Here is a 16,820-nt window from a genome sequence, read left to right on the forward strand (position 1 = left end):
AGCGGGCGTAAGAGCTTGAGACACTTATGAAAAGCCCCTTAGGGCTAAGATGAAGATGCGGACATAACAATGCAAAATAACAGCCAAATTCTGCTCCAAAATCCGCCAGTGGCACTTGCACCACTGGCTGGCATCACTGATCTGCCCTTCCGCAACCTTGTTTCCTCCTTTGGTGCAAGTTTTGTGGTCAGTGAAATGGTAGCCAGTCAAGAGATGGTGCAGGCCAAAAAGGGCGTCCGTGAAAAAGCAGAACTTGGCTTTGAAAGCGCCAATACGGCCGTTCAACTCGCTGGGCGTGATCCATATTGGATGGCAGAAGCTGCACAAATGGTGGCGGACAATGGCGCGCAAGTGATCGACATCAATATGGGTTGCCCAGCTAAGAAGGTCGTAGGAGGCTTGTCTGGATCGGCTTTGATGCGTGATCTGGACCATGCATTGAGGATGATTGAAGCGGTGACTGCGGCCGTCACCCTGCCTGTTACGCTCAAGACGCGCCTTGGCTGGGACGACGATAGTTTGAATGCAGCCGAGCTTGCTCAGCGCGCTGAGAGTGCGGGTGTAAAGCGTTTGGTAATCCATGGACGTACGCGCTGCCAGTTTTACAAAGGGCGGGCTGACTGGGCGGCTATTCGCGCTGTTAAAGACGCCGTGAATATACCTGTCTTTGCCAATGGTGATATTTGTAGCGCAAGTGACGCGCGTAACGCGCTTGAAGCCTCTGGCGCGGATGGTGTGATGATTGGGCGCGGTGCGCAGGGGCGGCCCTGGGCCTTGCAGCAAGTTGCCCATGAACTGGGCGATGCGTCAGCCCCATCTATTCCAGAAGGAACCGAATTTAGCGACATGATTACAGGGCATTATGAGGCGATGCTCACGTTTTACGGTGTTCAGCTGGGTGCGCGAATGGCACGCAAGCATTTGGGATGGTATATGGATGTGGCCAATACTCCTGTCGCGCTGCGGCGCGAGGTCCTGACCGCGACGGATACGGCGCAGGTGTTGCGTTTGATACCGCTCGCCACGACCGAGAGGAGCGCTGCATGAAAGATGCAGACAAACTCTGGGCATCCTTGCCGCTTCCAGCCTTATTGATTGGGGCGGATGATCGTATCGAAGCGGTAAACCCTGCGGCAGAACAGCTTTTGATGGGGTCCGAGAAAAGCCTTGCTGGTAAACCTTTGTTTGAAGCAGTGAGCTTTGAAAACGCGCTGAACGAAGCCTTTGAGCGGGCGCGGCGTGAGGATGCGCCGCTGTTTGTACGCGATGTCGGACTGGGGCGATCTGGTCGTGCTCTCGAGCGGTGCGATTTACAGCTTGCGCCTTATGAGGCGGCACGGATGCTGTTGCTGATCACGCCGTTGGCGCAGGTGAGCAATCTGCCCAAAGGCCGCCGTGCCAAAACAGCTGCGCGCTCTGTGATCGGTATGGCGGAGATGCTCGCGCATGAAATCAAGAACCCTTTGGCGGGCATTACGGGCGCTGCACAGCTCCTGTCGATGGGGTTGCGCGGAGATGATCTTGAACTCACAGATCTGATCGTTGCTGAGAGCCGCAGGATTGTGAAACTCTTGGAGCAAGTGGAGGAGTTCGGCAATTTGAGTCCGCCTGAACTGGCACCTGTGAACCTACACGATGTGCTCGATCGCGCGCGCCGCTCGGCGCAGCTTGGTGTGGGTGCGGATGTACAAATTATTGAAGAGTATGATCCGTCATTGCCGGAGGCTTGGGCTGATGCGGATCAGCTTTTGCAGGTTTTGCTCAACCTTTTGAAAAACGCAGCTGAAGCGGCGGGTGCGGGTGGTGTTATCCGCTTGCGCACATCGTATGAACACGGGTTTCGCCTGCGCACAGAAGATGGGCTGGGGCGACCTTTGCCGCTTCAGATCGAAGTGATTGATAACGGGCGCGGGATTGCGCCCGATATGATCGACGATATTTTTGAGCCCTTTGTTTCTGGCCGTGAGAACGGGACAGGGCTGGGGCTGGCACTTACAGCAAAAATTATGGCGGCACATGAAGGCTGGGTCTCGGTGCGTTCCGAACCTGGTGCAACAGTCTTTCGGCTGTCTTTGCCGCGTGCGCCTAGAGCGACTGAAAAGGAGAGTTAGATGGATGGCACGGTGCTTGTTGCGGATGATGACCGCACCATCAGAACGGTTCTGACCCAAGCGCTAACGCGCGCGGGCTGCAAAGTTCAGGCGACAAGCTCACTCACGACGCTTATGCGGTGGGTTGGCGAGGGGCTCGGTGATGTTGTGATCACTGATGTCATGATGCCTGATGGGAATGGGCTTGAGATGTTGCCCAAGATTGCCGCAGACCGACCTGACTTGCCTGTTATCGTTATTTCGGCACAGAACACCATCATGACGACGATCAAGGCAGCTGAGGCCGAGGCCTTTGATTATTTGCCCAAGCCTTTTGATTTGCCTGACCTGATGAAGCGAACGGCTAAAGCACTTGAGGTCAGCCGAAAGCGTGGTGGCGGGCGCGCGATGAATGTTTCGCCCGAGCCAAACGAACTGCCGCTTGTGGGGCGCTCTGTCCCGATGCAAGAGGTGTATAAGCTTGTGGCGCGTGTTCTAAACGCCAATTTGCCTGTTATCGTGACGGGCGAGAGCGGCGCGGGAAAGTCTCTTGTCGCCCGTGTCATCCACGATATGTCTGACAGGCGGACCCAGCCTTTTGTGGTTCTGACCGAAAGCGCTTTTGGTAAGAGCGGTGCGCTGGCCGATGTGCTCGCTGAGGCGGGGCAGGGCACAGTATTGTTTGAAGAGATCAGTGATCTGCCTGATGCCTATCAGATGAAAGCGGTACACCTCATGGACGCGGCTGGGCGAAATGGCCCGCGCTTTTTGGCGACGTCGCAGATGGAATTGTCCCAAGCGATGGCACAGGGCAAGCTGCGCAATGATTTGTTTTATCGTCTCGATGGGGCCGTCTTGAGCTTGCCGTCGTTGAGGGCGCGTGTGGAGGATATTGGGCTGCTTGCAGAGCATTTCCTAAGTCAGAGCCGCGCGACGGGGGCGGCGCACAGTTTTGCACCTGCGGCGCTGGAGGCGCTCAGACATTACAGCTGGCCCGGAAATGTGCGCCAGCTCGCAAATACTGTTGAGCGATTGGCCCTGACGGCACGCAGTGGCGAAATCAGCGAGACGGAAGTTGGATCGGCTTTGGCCGCGCAGCCAGCTTTGGCGCCGAGCCTCGGGTCTTTGTCTGACGAAAAGCTCGCAGAAAGCGTTGCGCGCCATGTGAAGCGTTACTTTGATTTGCACGGTGATGCTTTGCCTCCCCCCGGACTTTATGCACGGATTTTACGCGAAATGGAGCTGCCTCTGATCGAGATCGCACTGGATGCGACAGGGGGTAATCAGGCCAAATGTGCTGATTTGTTGGGGCTCAACAGAAATACCTTGAGAAAGAAGATCACCGACCTCGATATAAGCGTGACACGGCGTCGCAAATTGATGTAAAACCGCAACAGAAGCGTGGCGGCCTTGCATCATGCGAGGTTCAAGCCACCAGATTTGGCGGTTGAGGGTTGATGCAACACAGTATGGGGGAGGCGTAAGCGTGGCCTCCCGACCACATAAGTTAAGCTGGAACCGGTTGAGCAAGCTGCGTCGTCGTAGACGTGTGCAGAACTTTGCGACACTCGGATTGGTGATTCTGGGGCCAGTTCTTGTCCTAGCGACCTTCCTTGTGTTTGGTCCTTTTGATCAAGGCGCGCGGTCTCCGGCGCTTCGGATCGTTCTGCTGGCTGATCTTGTTTACGTTTTGCTTGTCGCGGCGCTTGTTATGCAGCGCGTGGCCAAGATGATTGCGGCGCGGCGCTCGCGCTCGGCGGGGTCAAATTTGCACCTTCGCTTGACTGGTGTCTTTGCAATCATGGCCTTGATCCCGACTGTGACTGTGGCGATTTTTGCTGTGCTGACTGTGAACCTTGGCCTTGAAGGCTGGTTTTCAGACCGCGTCAGGCAAGTGGTTGGTTCTTCTCTCTCCGCCGCTGAGGCTTATGAGGGTGAGCACCGTGACAACTTGATGCGCAATGCACAGTCTTTGGCTCGGGTGATTGACTTTGAACATTCGCTCACGCCGTTTATGCGCGACCCAGATTTGCGTGAGGTTCTGACGCTTGGGCAGCAACGCTTTCAGCCCGATATGCGTGAAGCCTATGTGATCGACGGGGTCGGAGAACTTAAAGCTCGTGGTGAGCGCTCTTATCTTTTCAACTTTGAAAAACCGAGTGCTGCCAAGATCGAAGAGGCCCGTGAGGTTGGCATCGCGGTTATTCAGGATTGGAATAACAATGAGTTTCGCGCCATCGTACCGCTGGCGACATTTCCAGACAGATTGGTTTATGTGAGCCGTGACGTGGACGGGCAAATTCTGAACCTGTTGAGTGAAACTCAGGAAAACGTGCGCCTTTACAATCAGTTGGAAAGCGATCGCGGGCAAGTCTTGTTTCAGTTCGGTCTGGTTTATCTGGGGTTTGCTGTCATTCTTATTCTTGCAGCCGTATGGCTTGGGCTATGGTTTGCCGAGCGGCTATCACGCCCAGTTGGGCGGCTGACAAGCGCCGCCCAGAGGGTCGGCGAGGGCAATCTTGATACGCAGGTGATCGAAGAAGAGGGTGATGACGAAATCAGCCAGCTGAGCCGCTTGTTCAACCAGATGACCCGTCAACTCAAAGGTCAGCGTGATCGCCTTTTGGAGAACACCGAACAAATTGAACGGCGTCGGCGCATGTTTGACTCTGTTTTGAGTTCTGTGACCTCTGGCGTTGTTGGCTTGGATGCCGAGGGGCGGGTTGCCTTTGTGAACCGTTCTGCAGAGCGACTGCTGGATTGGGAAAGCACCAAAGACACTCTGGAGCTACGCGTTGCTGTGCCTGAGTTCGGTCCGATCTTTGAGGCGGTGTTGCAGAGCAGTAGCGGGATCGTTCAGGACGAGGTGAAGGTCACGCGGGCAGGACATCTGGAGAACTTGCTGGTGCGTATGTCGGTGCGCGAGGGCGAGAACGGCCAAATTGAAGGCTATGTTGTTGCTTTTGACGATGTGACCGATCTTGTAAGTGCGCAGCGCATGGCGGCTTGGGGTGATGTTGCACGGCGCATTGCGCATGAGATCAAGAATCCATTGACGCCGATCCAGCTTTCGGCGGAGCGTATCAAGCGCAAATTTTCACGCGAACTGCCTGAAGCAGACGCGTCAAAACTATCAGAGCTGACTGATGTTATTGTGAGACAAACCAATGACTTGCGCCGCATTGTTGATGAATTTTCCAAATTTGCGCGGATGCCTGAGCCTGAGCGTCGAGCAGAAGATCTCTGCACGCTGTTGAGCGGAGCGATTACACTTCAAAAGGCGGGACAACCTGATGTCCGTTTTGATGTTGATCTTGGTGGAGAGCCACTAGAAGGCCAGTATGACGCAACCATGATCGGGCAAGCTTTGACAAATCTGATCAAGAATGCCGGCGAAGCCATTGAGACGCGCAGAGAAGAACTGGGGGGAGACATAGTCCCACAGATCAAGATCTCAGCGCGGCGCGTCGATAATGATGCAGAAATTTCCATTTCGGACAATGGCATCGGCCTTCCTGAAGACCGCGCCAAGCTTTTTGAACCCTATGTGACCACACGGGACAAGGGCACAGGGCTTGGCCTGCCGATTGTGAAGAAGATTATCGAAGAGCATGGCGGTAGCCTCAAACTAGAGGATGCCGCGCTTTTTGAGGGCGAAAGCCACCACGGAGCAATGGCTCTGATACGGCTGCCTCTGAGTTTGGGCAGTGAAAGTGACATTAAACAAGATACCAGTGCGGAATGAGGGCAATATGAGCGATATTCTGATTGTAGATGACGAACGCGATATTCGGGAGTTGATCTCGGATATTTTGGAGGATGAGGGCTTTACAACAAGGCTCGCAGGGAACTCAGACGATGCGATGAAAGAGGTGCATGAGAAGCGCCCCGGCCTTCTTATCCTCGATATCTGGCTCAAAGACAGCAAGATGGACGGTATCGATATTCTTAAAGCCGTGAAGACTGATTACCCCGAAGTGCCTGTGGTGATTATTTCGGGGCACGGTAATATCGAGATCGCTGTCGCTGCGATCCGTCAGGGGGCATATGACTTTATCGAAAAGCCCTTCAATATCGACCAGCTTTTGGTCGTTATTCGTCGCGCCATGGAGACGTCGAGGTTGCGGCGCGAGAACATCGAGCTGCGCCGAAAAGAGACCGTCCCATCAGAGATGATCGGTAGTTCGGCTGCATTTCGTGCGATGCAGGGGCAGTTGGATAAGGTCACAAAATCAAACGGTCGCGTGATGCTGTCGGGGCCTTCTGGTTCGGGCAAGGAAAGTGCTGCACGCTATATCCATAGCAATTCCAACCGTGCAGCGGCGCCATTTGTGACAGTTGGATGTGCTGCCATCGAACCTGACCAGATGGAAAACGTGCTTTTCGGGCGCGAAAGTCCCGAAAAGGGTGTCGAAATGGGCCTGCTGGAAGAGGCCAATGGCGGGATCATTTATTTTGATGAGATTGCAGATATGCCGCTCGGTACGCAGTCCAAAATTCTGCGTGTGCTCGTCGATCAGCAGTTTTTGCGCGTTGGTGGCGCCAATAAAGTCAAAGTTGATCTGAGGGTTGTCTCGTCGACGTCCAAGAATTTGGAGAGCGAAGTGTCGGCAGGACGCTTTCGCGAAGAGCTCTATCATCGCTTGAATGTAGTTCCGATTGCTGTGCCCTCTTTGGAGGACAGGCGCGAGGATATCCCGTTGCTTGCGCAGCACTTTATTGAGCGATTGAACAAAGATCAGGGGCTGGCTCAGCGTGTCGTGAGCGAGGAAGCCCTAGCGCTTTTGCAGACGATGACTTGGCCTGGGAATTTGCGTCAGTTGAAAAACATGATCGAGCGGCTGCTTATTTTGGGCGACAGCAACGGGGACATTAGCGCCAAAGAACTCTCTGCTGGTGAAGCGCTGCAGGGCAATGATGATAGCGGCAAGATTGTCTTGCCGAGTGTCATGGCAACATTGCCTCTCCGTGAGGCGCGAGAAGAATTTGAGCGCGAGTATTTGCTCACCCAAATCAACCGTTTTGGCGGCAATATCTCTCGCACGGCTCAGTTTGTCGGAATGGAGCGCTCGGCCTTGCATCGCAAGCTTAAATCCCTTGGTGTTGTGACCTCAAACCGCTCTGGGGCGAGGATTGCTGAACATGAAGGTGAGGAAGAGTAGCACGCCTACGGGGATACGATCTGCCACGTGCCACCTTGGTTGCGGATGACGCAGCTTTCGGAGCTTAGCTTTGGGAAGTGGGTCGTGGCGGCAGGCGGCGTTGCAGCCTTGAGAGGGTCTTTGCAGGCAGGCAATCGTATAAATTCATAGCCCTTTTGGCGCATGCAGAGATCAACGGCTTCAGTGCGCAGGGTGATGTTTGCATCCTCTGTGATGTATTCTGGCGGCAAAAAGAGGCCGGGGTGTCGGGTGCAGACGTTGTTGCTGTCACAGAGCAGTCGTGGCGGGAGTTGTCGTCCAGGAATAACGCGGGTCACATTGCGCACCGGCACGTCGCGGGCAGCCGCGACTTTGCAGCTTGTCTCTGTGTCTTTTGCTGTCTGGATGCTAACACCTTGTTTATAATAAACATTCAGTGGCATACAGCCCGACAGGAAAAGCGCAGCGGCCCAAATAAAGCGTGTTTGGTACATCTGTTTCCCCAAGGTATATGAGCCACTGTGGCGGAGATGTTGCGTCAAGTCATTTGCTTAAGAGCGTGGACATGGTCTAAAGGCGGAGAAATGCCTATAGCATCAGTATGACAAAGGAATTGACGCCTTGAGGCGCTTCTGGCACGAAACCTCACCAAGGATTGGGGAAGACCTATGAAAGTGATCATTTGCGGGGCAGGGCAAGTTGGCTGGCAAATTGCGCGCCATTTGTCCGGAGAAGCCAACGACGTCACTGTCATTGATAGCAACCCTGATCTCGTGCGCCGCGCGATGGATACTTTGGATGTCCAGGGGTTTGCGGGCTTTGCGTCATATCCTGATATTCTCGACAAAGCGGGGGCGCGCGATGCTGATATGGTTATTGCAGCGACCCATTCGGACGAAGTGAATATGGTGATCTGTCAGGTCGCTCACTCGATTTTTTCGGTTCCGCGCAAAATTGCGCGATTGCGCTCTCAGAGCTATCTAACGGCGATCTACTCAGACCTTTACCGCCGTGACCACTTGCCGATTGATGTTGTGATCAGTCCTGAGAGGGAAGTGGCCGAAGCGGCGCTGCGCCGTCTTTCAGCACCATCTGCCTTTGACATCGAGACGTTTATGGGGGGCAAAGCGCAGGTTTTGGGGATCAGGCTTGAAGCTGATTGCCCTGTGATCAACACGCCTTTGCGCCAGCTTTCCGACCTGTTTTCAACGTTGAAGGTGATCGTGATTGGCGTGCGTCGCAAGGGGCGATTGTTTGCGCCAGATGCTGGTGATCAGCTTTTTGTTGGTGATGAGTGCTATCTTTGTATCGCTCGTGAAGATGTGCCGCGCACACTTGAAGTCTTTGGCAAAAGCTCAGCGAAGCAAGAACGTGTTGTGCTGATTGGTGGAGGGAATGTCGGCCTTACCGTGGCGCAGGCCCTTGAAAAGCACGAAACACGGATCAGAGCGAAAGTCATTGAGCGGAACAGAACTACGGCAGAACACGCAGCCGACGCATTGGAGCGCACGATTGTACTCAACGGCGATGGATTGGATGTGGCTCTTTTGGCTGAGGCCAATATCGAGCGGGCAGATGCCGTGCTTTGTGTAACCGATGACGACAAGACAAACCTGTTGGCCGCTGTCCGTGCCAAGAGCGAGGGCTGCAAAATGGCGATTGCCCTCATCAATGACCCGACCCTGATCCCGCTTATGGCGCCAATGGGCATTGACGCCTATATCAATCCGCGCGCAACGACCGTGAGCTCTATCTTGCGCCATATTCGCCATGGCCGCGTGAAAGGCGTTTACTCTATCGGAGATGCCGAGGCAGAGATTATCGAGGCAGAAGTTCTTTCGACGTCGCCAATTTCTGGGCAGGCCATACGGGATATTCCGTTTCCTGAGGGTGTGCTCATTGGCGCGCTTATGAAAAACGGCGAAGTGATAAAGCCGCATGGGGGCACCCGGGTCGAAGAGGGCGATGTGATTGTGCTTTTCGCTATGGCGGCAGATGTGCCCGAGGTGGAGCGATTGCTGCAAGTCACGATCGACTTTTTCTAAGCCATGAAGCGCCTCGCCGAGATCCCTCTCTTTTTGCAGCTCACGTTGTTGGCGTCTCTTTCGATGTATGTTCCTGCCGTTCACGCGCTGAACTGGAACAACCACCACGAAGCGCGCGTCTTTTTCTACGCGGGGTCTCTGGGGCTGTTTGTTTCGATCTTGATCGTGATCACGCTGAGCTCGGGACGAACGCGCCGACGTGGTGGGCTTGGTAATCTGGCGGCTGTGGTTGCGGCATATTTCATGCTGCCGCTTTTGTTGGCGGTCCCTTTTTACGAGGCGGTTCAAACAACAAGCTTTCTCAATTCATATTTTGAGATGGTTTCAGCTTTTACCACAACGGGTGCGCCACTTTTTGAGCCGGGTCGGCTTTCGGGAACCATGCACCTTTGGCGCGCGCAGGTTGGCTGGCTTGGGGGCCTGTTTGTTTGGATCACGGCGGCGGCTGTTCTTGCCCCTTTGGCGCTTGGCGGGTTTGAAGTCACCGCTTCTGCAGAACCTGGGCGCGGAGATGTCCCTTTGGACCGTTATGTGCCTGCCAATGATGCGAGGCGCCTCATTCGGGGCTTGGCGGGGCTTGCGCCGCTCTATGTCGGGCTGACAGCTGTTTTGGCGATTTGCTTGATCATTATTGGAGACACACCCCTTGTGGCTGTGATCCACGCCATGGCCACACTTTCTACCAGCGGCATCTCTGCGACAGGTGGGCTTGAGGGCAGTGCTTCGGGATTGCGGGGAGAATTTGTTATATTCCTGTTTTTATTCTTCGGTTTGTCACGGCTGACTTTTTCGACGGATACGATCACAACGGGGCGGCATGGGCTTCACAACGACCCCGAATTTCGCATGGGGATGATGATTGTTATAGGGGTGACGTTTTTGCTTTTTGCGCGTCATTGGGTTGCGTCTTTTGAAGTTGCTCAAGAAGAAAACATCGTTTTGGCGCTGCGCGCCCTCTGGGGCAGCTTTTTCACAGTCATGTCGTTTTTGACGACAACCGGATTTGAAAGCGCGGATTGGGAGGCTTCACGGGGCTGGTCTGGTCTGGGTGCACCGGGGCTTATTCTTTTGGGGCTTGCGCTTATTGGTGGTGGCGTTGCCACAACGGCAGGGGGCGTGAAACTATTGCGCGTCTATGCGCTGTATTTGAACGGTCTGAGAGAGATGCAGCGCCTTGTGCACCCGTCTTCTGTCGGGCGGGCCAGTAGCCAAAGCCGACGCATACGCTCAAAGGGGGCTTATGTTGCATGGATTTTCTTTATGTTGTTTGCACTCTCTATGACTTTTGTGACGCTTGTCCTCACATTTACAGGGGTTGGATTTGAGGAGGCCATGGTCTTGGCAGTTGCAGCGCTGTCGACAACGGGGCCTTTGGTACATGCCGCTGCAGAAACGCCAATCATGCTGGGACAGTTGAGCCCCGCAGCCAAACTGACGCTCTGCGGCGCGATGGTTGTTGGGCGTCTTGAGACACTCGCAATTATAGCAATGTTTAACCCCGCCCTCTGGAGAGATTGAAAACCTTAGGGTTGTGTTGCGAGTGAAGCGCGCAAGCAACAGAATTGGATGGTCTGCGCGTTTTGGGGGTTTAAAGTTTCTGTGCCGCAAGACATACTGCGGTATACACACGGCCGATGCACGGCCGGAAACTGACAATAAGGCATTAGAACCATGGCTTCCGACCGTCAAAACCTTCAGGATGCGTTCCTGAACCACGTCCGTAAGACAAAAACACCAGTGACCATCTTTCTGATCAACGGCGTTAAGCTTCAGGGCGTGATCACTTGGTTTGACAATTTCTGCGTGCTGCTGCGCCGCGATGGCCAGAGCCAACTTGTATATAAGCATGCGATCAGCACAATTATGCCTGCGCAGCCTATTTCTCTTTATGAGGGTGAAGAAGCTCAGTGAGCGAACATGATCCGGCGCTGACGAGGGCGTGGGTTCTTCACCCCGAAATCCGCAAAGACGAGCAAAGCCGAACGCCTGCACACGCGCTTGAAGAAGCCGTGGCGCTCGGAGAAGCCATGCCGGGGCTCGAGATTATCGGCTCAGAAGTTGTGAAGCTAAAGAAGCCACACGCAGGGATGCTGTTTGGCAAGGGTAAGCTTGACGAAATCAAAGAACGGCTTGAGGCAGGCGACGTAGAGCTTGTTTTGATCGATGGGCCTGTAAGCCCCGTTCAACAACGCAATCTCGAGAAAAAGTGGGGCGTCAAGATTCTTGACCGCACGGGGCTTATTCTTGAGATTTTCTCGGATCGTGCACGCACGCGAGAGGGTGTTTTGCAAGTTGAGATGGCGGCGCTGAGCTATCAGCGAACGCGGCTTGTACGCGCGTGGACGCACCTCGAACGTCAGCGAGGCGGTCTTGGTTTCGTTGGGGGACCAGGTGAAACCCAGATCGAGGCAGACCGTCGTGCGATTGATGACCAGCTTGTGCGCTTGCGCCGTCAATTGTCCAAGGTTGTCAAAACGCGTGAACTGCACCGTAAGAGCCGTGCGAAAGTGCCTTATCCGATTGTTGCGCTAGTCGGGTATACCAATGCCGGCAAATCGACGCTCTTTAACCGTCTTACAGGCGCGGATGTTTTTGCAAAAGATATGCTTTTCGCAACGCTCGATCCAACTATGCGCAAAGTGACGCTTGGGGAGTCCGGACTTGAAGTCATCATGTCCGATACTGTGGGCTTTATCTCGAATTTGCCAACCGAATTGGTAGCTGCCTTCCGTGCGACGCTTGAAGAAGTCTTGAGCGCTGATCTGATCCTTCATGTGCGTGATATTGCGCATTCTGAAAGTGAGGCTCAGGCCAAAGATGTGACCAAGATCCTTGAAAGCCTCGGCATTAATGACGAGACGCCACTCTTTGAGGTGCTCAATAAAACCGATCTGCTGGAGCCTGAAGACAAAGAAGCTGTTGAGACACAAGCCGCGCGCAGCGACACGGTGTTTGCGGTGTCGTCAATTACAGGTGATGGGTTGGAAAGCTTGCTCGCAGCCGTGGCAGAGGCCCTTCAAGCCAGCGCCAAAACCGAGGCCTTAAGTCTAACCTTTGCGGAGGGACGTAAGCGAGCTTGGCTCTTTGCGCAAGGCGTGGTTGAGGATGAGCGGCAGACAGATGAGGGCTATACGCTGAAGGTCAGATGGACGCGCAAACAGTCAGAGCAATTTGCGCGTCTTTGATTGCTTAGTCAGATTTGGGCGTCAGCACTGTTTCTCCTACAGATGCGGCGCGTGCGAGGCCTTCATCCAGTGACATGGTGATATACTCGCCGCGCCGCCAGAGCTGCGCAAGATCGTCATAATGACGGGATAGGGGATGGCCTGATTGGCCTGTGGAGGTGATGAATATCGAGCTGTCAGGATCGGTGAAGTCATAGACGCCACGATAGCCTGCAGCATGGACGTTTTGAAATGGCTCTGGCCCTGTTCCGCGTGTGCGCCCGCGCATCAGCGTATTGTCTCCACCAGATGTGCTTTGGCGAATGTTGACGAAATGACGCAAAACAGACACCTCGCCCAACACAGGGTGATCATGTGTTGCTTCGTGGGCATCTCCCCAGCGGAGCGCTTCTATTGATGTTCCGTAGACCTCGTTGAGCCAAACAAGTGCATCATCAAGGGACATGCGCGCGATGTCTGCACAGGTCTCTGTTGCAGATGATTGGATGATATTGCACCAGACACCAGCGCCATCAATATTACGGAAAACGCGCTCGATAAACAACGGCTCGAGATGAGGAAACTCTTCCGCCAATGGGCCAAGCTCGTCCTTGATGATCCGCTCCTGTAAGAATCGCATCCATGCGGCATAGATCAACGGCTCTGGTAGGTGCTCGTTCATGCTGCCTGTCCAGCCGGCCAGCAGGTTGAGTGCGATCTGGCGGCGGCGCTCTGGAGTGCCTTCTGGAGCGGCTTCGCCTGTAAACCAGAGGTCAGCAGCAACCAGTGGCAAAATTGTGCGCGCTGTCGTGCTGGTGATATCTAGTTGCGCCTCAACAAAGCTTTCGCGGCTGTGAGCTTTGCGTCCTTGCATGAGACGCTGCCAGCGCTGAATACGCTGACTGTCGCCCCATTCGTAGGAGACATGTAGCGGAAAGGGGCGTTCAAGCAGTTTGTTGTTGGTATTGCCAACAATTCCGCCTGTAGGCCGTATGAACTCTGGGTTGGCCGTCGCGGGAAAATAGCCTTGCCAGCGGTTCTGTGTCAGCCAGCCGCGCGAGGGAATCCGACCTTTGCTTTCGGCTTCTGCAGGACGGCGCGGCATAGCACCGATTGTTTTCATGGCAATGTTGTCTTTGTCCGCAAGCGTCAAATTTTGGGACGGTGCAATGTAGAGCGCGCTGGCTGTCAAAGCGTCGTCAATGTTTTGTGCGCGCATGATATGAAAGCCAGCGCTCATTGACGTATCGTTCGGCTCAAGGGCTGTCCACGCGAGGGCTGCGACATGGCCTGCGGGTGTCACGGCACCTACATTACGAAAGCTTGGAGGGAGAACGGGGCCGTTATCTGTGCTGTGAAGTGTGAGGGTGATTGAGGGTTCGTCTTTGATCTTGATGATTGAACGTCGCGACACAAAGGGCTTGTAGCCGTCGGGAGTCCGATACTCTTCACGGTTGTTTGGGTTCAGTTCTTCAATGAAGATATCCTGATCATCCAAATAGGAAGATGTTAAGCCCCAACCGAGGCTTTCACTGCGGCCAACAAGTATGAGCGGCATCCCAGGAATGGTTGCGCCGATCACTCCCCCTGAGGAAAGCTCAAGGCGTGCGAGATACCATATCGCGGGCGCGGTAAGTCCAAGGTGAGGATCATTGGCGAGTAGCGTGCCGCCTGTCGCAGAGCGCGAAGGCGCAGCAGCCCAAGCATTGGATGCCCCTGCCAAACCCCGCGGCTGAAACGGTGAGAGCGGGTGCTGCGGCAGGCTTTTGGCCCGCGCGATTTGAGTCCCAAAACCCGCCGACGGAAAGAGGCTTGCGTAGGCGGGAAGGGCCGCTACGCCTGTGCCAGGCATGTCTGGAAGCAAATCTTTGAGGCGGGTGTCATTATCCAGCGAAAGAGAGGTGCGTGCGCGCAGAATTTCATCTGCGGCATGGCCAGAGAGCTGAACGGCCATAAGCTTGAGAATGGCGATGGAATCTTCGGGCCGCCACGGTGAGATGGGGGCATTGAAGAGGAACATTTCGGGGGCACCGCGGCCCAATGCGCTTTCGTTAATTTCAGCAAGGCGGGCGTTAACGCCCGCGGCGTAGGCCTCTAGCGCAGCCAGTGTCTCTGCGTCTTGGGCTGCAACAGAGCTGCGTGCGAGAGAATAGATATCAAAGCGGCGCAGGAGCTTGTCGACAGGCAGAGTTGCCGATCCGAACACTTCAGACAATCGGCCTTGAGCGGTTCGGCGCATCACCGTCATTTGCCATAAACGGTCCTGTGTATGCGCATATCCAAGTCCAAAGAAGACAGCGGCATCTTCCTCTGAAAAGATATGAGGCACATTGGAATGGTCGCGCAATATGCGTGTAGGCGCGGTCAGGCCTGAGACATCGAGAGCTTTGTCGTAGTCAGGCAGGGAGCGTGAGGCCAGATAATAGACGCCCATCACGGCAATCACCGAGAGCACGACCAGAACGGATGCGATCCGCAATAACCACCGAAACACTAACAGCATGAACGTCCCTTGTTCTTTAATCAGGCTTTTGGCTTGCCAAGTTGCCCCGCGCCCGACACAAACGATAAGACGTTTGAATGCAAGGGGAAAGACTATGGCGAAACTCGCTTTTCTAGGGCTTGGTGTAATGGGATATCCGATGGCTGGCCACCTGAAAGCCGCAGGGCATGATGTTTCAGTGTATAACCGCACATCCGCTAAAGCGGAGGCTTGGGCGAAACAGCATGGCGGCCAGGCCTGTGTGACGCCACGCGAGGCTGCCGAAGGGGCTGAGTTCGTTATGGCCTGCGTGGGCAATGACGATGATTTGCGCGCCATTTGTCTCGGAGACGATGGTGCCTTCGCGGGCATGGCGGCAGGCAGCTGTTTTGTGGACCATACGACTGTATCCGCAAAAGTCACCGCCGAGCTCTACGGGACGGCCAAAGAGATGGGTGTCGCATTCGTCGATGCGCCCGTGTCAGGCGGACAAGCGGGCGCTGAGAACGGTGTTCTGTCTGTGATGTGTGGTGGTGACGCTGTGGAATATGCTCGCGCAGAGCCCATTATGGCCGCCTATGCTCGCATTTGCCGACGGATCGGCGAGAGCGGTGCTGGGCAAATGACAAAGATGTGCAACCAGATCGCGATTGCCGGACTTGTCCAGGGTTTGTCTGAAGCGCTTCATTTTGCTCAGGAAGCGGGTCTCAACGGACGCGATGTGGTTGAGGTGATTTCGCAAGGCGCAGCGGGCAGCTGGCAGATGAGCAATCGTCACGAAACAATGTTGGATGACAAGTTCGAACACGGTTTTGCCGTTGACTGGATGCGCAAGGACCTTGGAATTTGCCTCGAGACAGCGGATGAAATTGGCGCAAGCCTGCCCGTAACGGCGCTTGTTGATCAGTTTTATAAGGACGTCCAAAAGATGGGGGGTGGCCGTTGGGACACCTCCAGCCTCATCAAGCGGCTCGGGTCTAAAGCCTAGGGGTACGCCGCCTTTGGCGACGCCATATTGGGGGCTTTGCCCCCAGACTCTCAAGATGTTTGAGACAGAAAAGAAGTTGCAGCGGCCTAATGGGCCGTTGCGTTTGAAAAAAGTTGGATGACAACAATCCCGGCTATAATCAGACCTAAACCAGCGATAGCAGGGAGGTCGAGTTTTTGGCCAAAGACTGCATACCCGATCAGCGCGATGAGAATAATGCCAAGGCCCGACCAAAGCGCATAAACGATACCGACAGGCATGTAGCGCAGGGTCAGCGCCATGAAGTAAAAGCTGATCGCGTAGCCGACAATCACAAGCACCGAAGGCCAAAGCCGCGTAAACTGCTGGCTGGCCTGCATGGCTGAGGTTCCTATCGTTTCAAAAGCAACTGCGATAGCGAGGTAGAGGTAGGGCATGGGGGATTCCTTTAGATCGGTAACTCTGTTGTATCCTTGATGCTCTCCATCACAAAGCTTGCCGACACATCCGCCATGGAAACTTCTGCGATCATCTTTTGATAAAGCCTGTCGTAACCGGCCATATCTGCAACATGAGCGCGAATAAGGTAGTCCAGATCGCCCGACATACGAAAGACACCCGTGATTTCAGGGATCGAGCGCGTGGCACGGGCGAAAGCTGCGGACCATCCCGCAGCATGCTTCTCAGCGCGCACCTGAATATAGACTGTCAGCCCAAGACCAAGCTTTGGCGCATCAAGTAGAGCCACTCGTTTGCGGATGAGACCAGCATCTTGCATGTGTTTTATACGGCGCCAACAGGCGTTACGAGATAGGCCGATTTCGAGACTGAGCATGTCGAGCGAGATATCGCAGTCACGTTGTAGCTGCCGTAGGACCTTACGATCCATTTCATCCTGTCCCAAAATTTGCTCTCCTTGTGTGAAATTGTC

14 protein-coding genes are annotated in these 16,820 nt (G+C 54.7%); 10 read left to right on the forward strand and 4 right to left on the reverse strand.

What is annotated here, in order from left to right:
• Nucleotides 1-69: 69 nt before the first annotated feature.
• From dusB to DSM117340_RS07000, 5 genes are all read left to right on the forward strand, one after another.
• Complete coding sequence (gene dusB / locus DSM117340_RS06980; protein ID WP_089891231.1) at nt 70-1,047, forward strand: tRNA dihydrouridine synthase DusB; 978 nt, start codon at nt 70-72, stop codon at nt 1,045-1,047.
• A complete protein-coding gene (locus DSM117340_RS06985) occupies nt 1,044-2,111 on the forward strand; it encodes an ATP-binding protein (RefSeq protein WP_089891228.1) in 1,068 nt (355 codons plus the stop codon). The genes dusB and DSM117340_RS06985 overlap by 4 nt, the downstream gene beginning before the upstream one ends.
• Nucleotides 2,112-3,476, forward strand: a complete 1,365-nt coding sequence (locus DSM117340_RS06990; RefSeq protein ID WP_271437049.1) for a response regulator — start codon at nt 2,112-2,114, stop codon at nt 3,474-3,476.
• A 100-nt stretch (nt 3,477-3,576) separates the two neighbouring features.
• Nucleotides 3,577-5,835, forward strand: coding sequence for a PAS domain-containing sensor histidine kinase (locus DSM117340_RS06995; RefSeq protein WP_271437048.1), 2,259 nt, complete (start codon nt 3,577-3,579; stop codon nt 5,833-5,835).
• Nucleotides 5,836-5,842: 7 nt separating this feature from the next.
• Entirely contained in the window at nt 5,843-7,252 is a 1,410-nt protein-coding gene (locus DSM117340_RS07000; protein WP_089891218.1) for a sigma-54 dependent transcriptional regulator, read from the forward strand.
• Between the two features lie 5 nt (nt 7,253-7,257).
• Here the strand turns inward: DSM117340_RS07000 and DSM117340_RS07005 are convergent, their stop codons facing one another.
• Nucleotides 7,258-7,725 carry a hypothetical protein gene (locus DSM117340_RS07005; protein WP_089891215.1) on the reverse strand — a complete coding sequence of 156 codons (468 nt, stop codon included), beginning with the start codon at nt 7,723-7,725 and terminating at the stop codon, nt 7,258-7,260.
• Between the two features lie 174 nt (nt 7,726-7,899).
• Between DSM117340_RS07005 and trkA the strand changes: the two genes are divergently transcribed.
• The 4 genes from trkA (at nt 7,900) to hflX (ending at nt 12,461) form a co-directional block, all read left to right on the forward strand.
• Nucleotides 7,900-9,276 carry a Trk system potassium transporter TrkA gene (gene trkA / locus DSM117340_RS07010; protein ID WP_089891211.1) on the forward strand — a complete coding sequence of 459 codons (1,377 nt, stop codon included), beginning with the start codon at nt 7,900-7,902 and terminating at the stop codon, nt 9,274-9,276.
• 3 nt (nt 9,277-9,279) lie between these two features.
• Nucleotides 9,280-10,794 (forward strand): potassium transporter TrkG, encoded by a 1,515-nt coding sequence (locus DSM117340_RS07015; protein ID WP_089891206.1) that lies wholly within the window; start codon nt 9,280-9,282, stop codon nt 10,792-10,794.
• Between the two features lie 153 nt (nt 10,795-10,947).
• On the forward strand, nt 10,948-11,187 hold the full coding sequence (gene hfq / locus DSM117340_RS07020) for an RNA chaperone Hfq (protein WP_089891201.1): 240 nt from the start codon (nt 10,948-10,950) through the stop codon (nt 11,185-11,187).
• The gene (gene hflX, locus DSM117340_RS07025; protein WP_089891198.1) at nt 11,184-12,461 is read left to right on the forward strand and encodes a GTPase HflX; all 1,278 of its coding nucleotides are present in this window, start codon (nt 11,184-11,186) and stop codon (nt 12,459-12,461) included. The genes hfq and hflX overlap by 4 nt, the downstream gene beginning before the upstream one ends.
• Before the next feature lie 4 nt (nt 12,462-12,465).
• On the opposite strand, the gene DSM117340_RS07030 is transcribed toward hflX, so the two are convergent.
• Entirely contained in the window at nt 12,466-14,943 is a 2,478-nt protein-coding gene (locus tag DSM117340_RS07030) for a penicillin acylase family protein (RefSeq protein ID WP_089891193.1), read from the reverse strand.
• Between the two features lie 94 nt (nt 14,944-15,037).
• On the opposite strand from DSM117340_RS07030, the gene DSM117340_RS07035 reads away from it, so the two are divergent.
• Nucleotides 15,038-15,910 carry an NAD(P)-dependent oxidoreductase gene (locus DSM117340_RS07035; protein ID WP_271437047.1) on the forward strand — a complete coding sequence of 291 codons (873 nt, stop codon included), beginning with the start codon at nt 15,038-15,040 and terminating at the stop codon, nt 15,908-15,910.
• 86 nt (nt 15,911-15,996) lie between these two features.
• Here DSM117340_RS07035 and DSM117340_RS07040 read toward each other — a convergent pair whose 3' ends face one another.
• Nucleotides 15,997-16,326, reverse strand: coding sequence for an SMR family transporter (locus DSM117340_RS07040; RefSeq protein WP_089891187.1), 330 nt, complete (start codon nt 16,324-16,326; stop codon nt 15,997-15,999).
• Between the two features lie 11 nt (nt 16,327-16,337).
• Nucleotides 16,338-16,793 carry an Lrp/AsnC family transcriptional regulator gene (locus tag DSM117340_RS07045; protein ID WP_333908493.1) on the reverse strand — a complete coding sequence of 152 codons (456 nt, stop codon included), beginning with the start codon at nt 16,791-16,793 and terminating at the stop codon, nt 16,338-16,340.
• Between the last annotated feature and the right edge of the window lie 27 nt (nt 16,794-16,820).

It is taken from the genome of Lentibacter algarum, assembly GCF_040580765.1.
GTDB lineage: Bacteria > Pseudomonadota > Alphaproteobacteria > Rhodobacterales > Rhodobacteraceae > Lentibacter > Lentibacter algarum.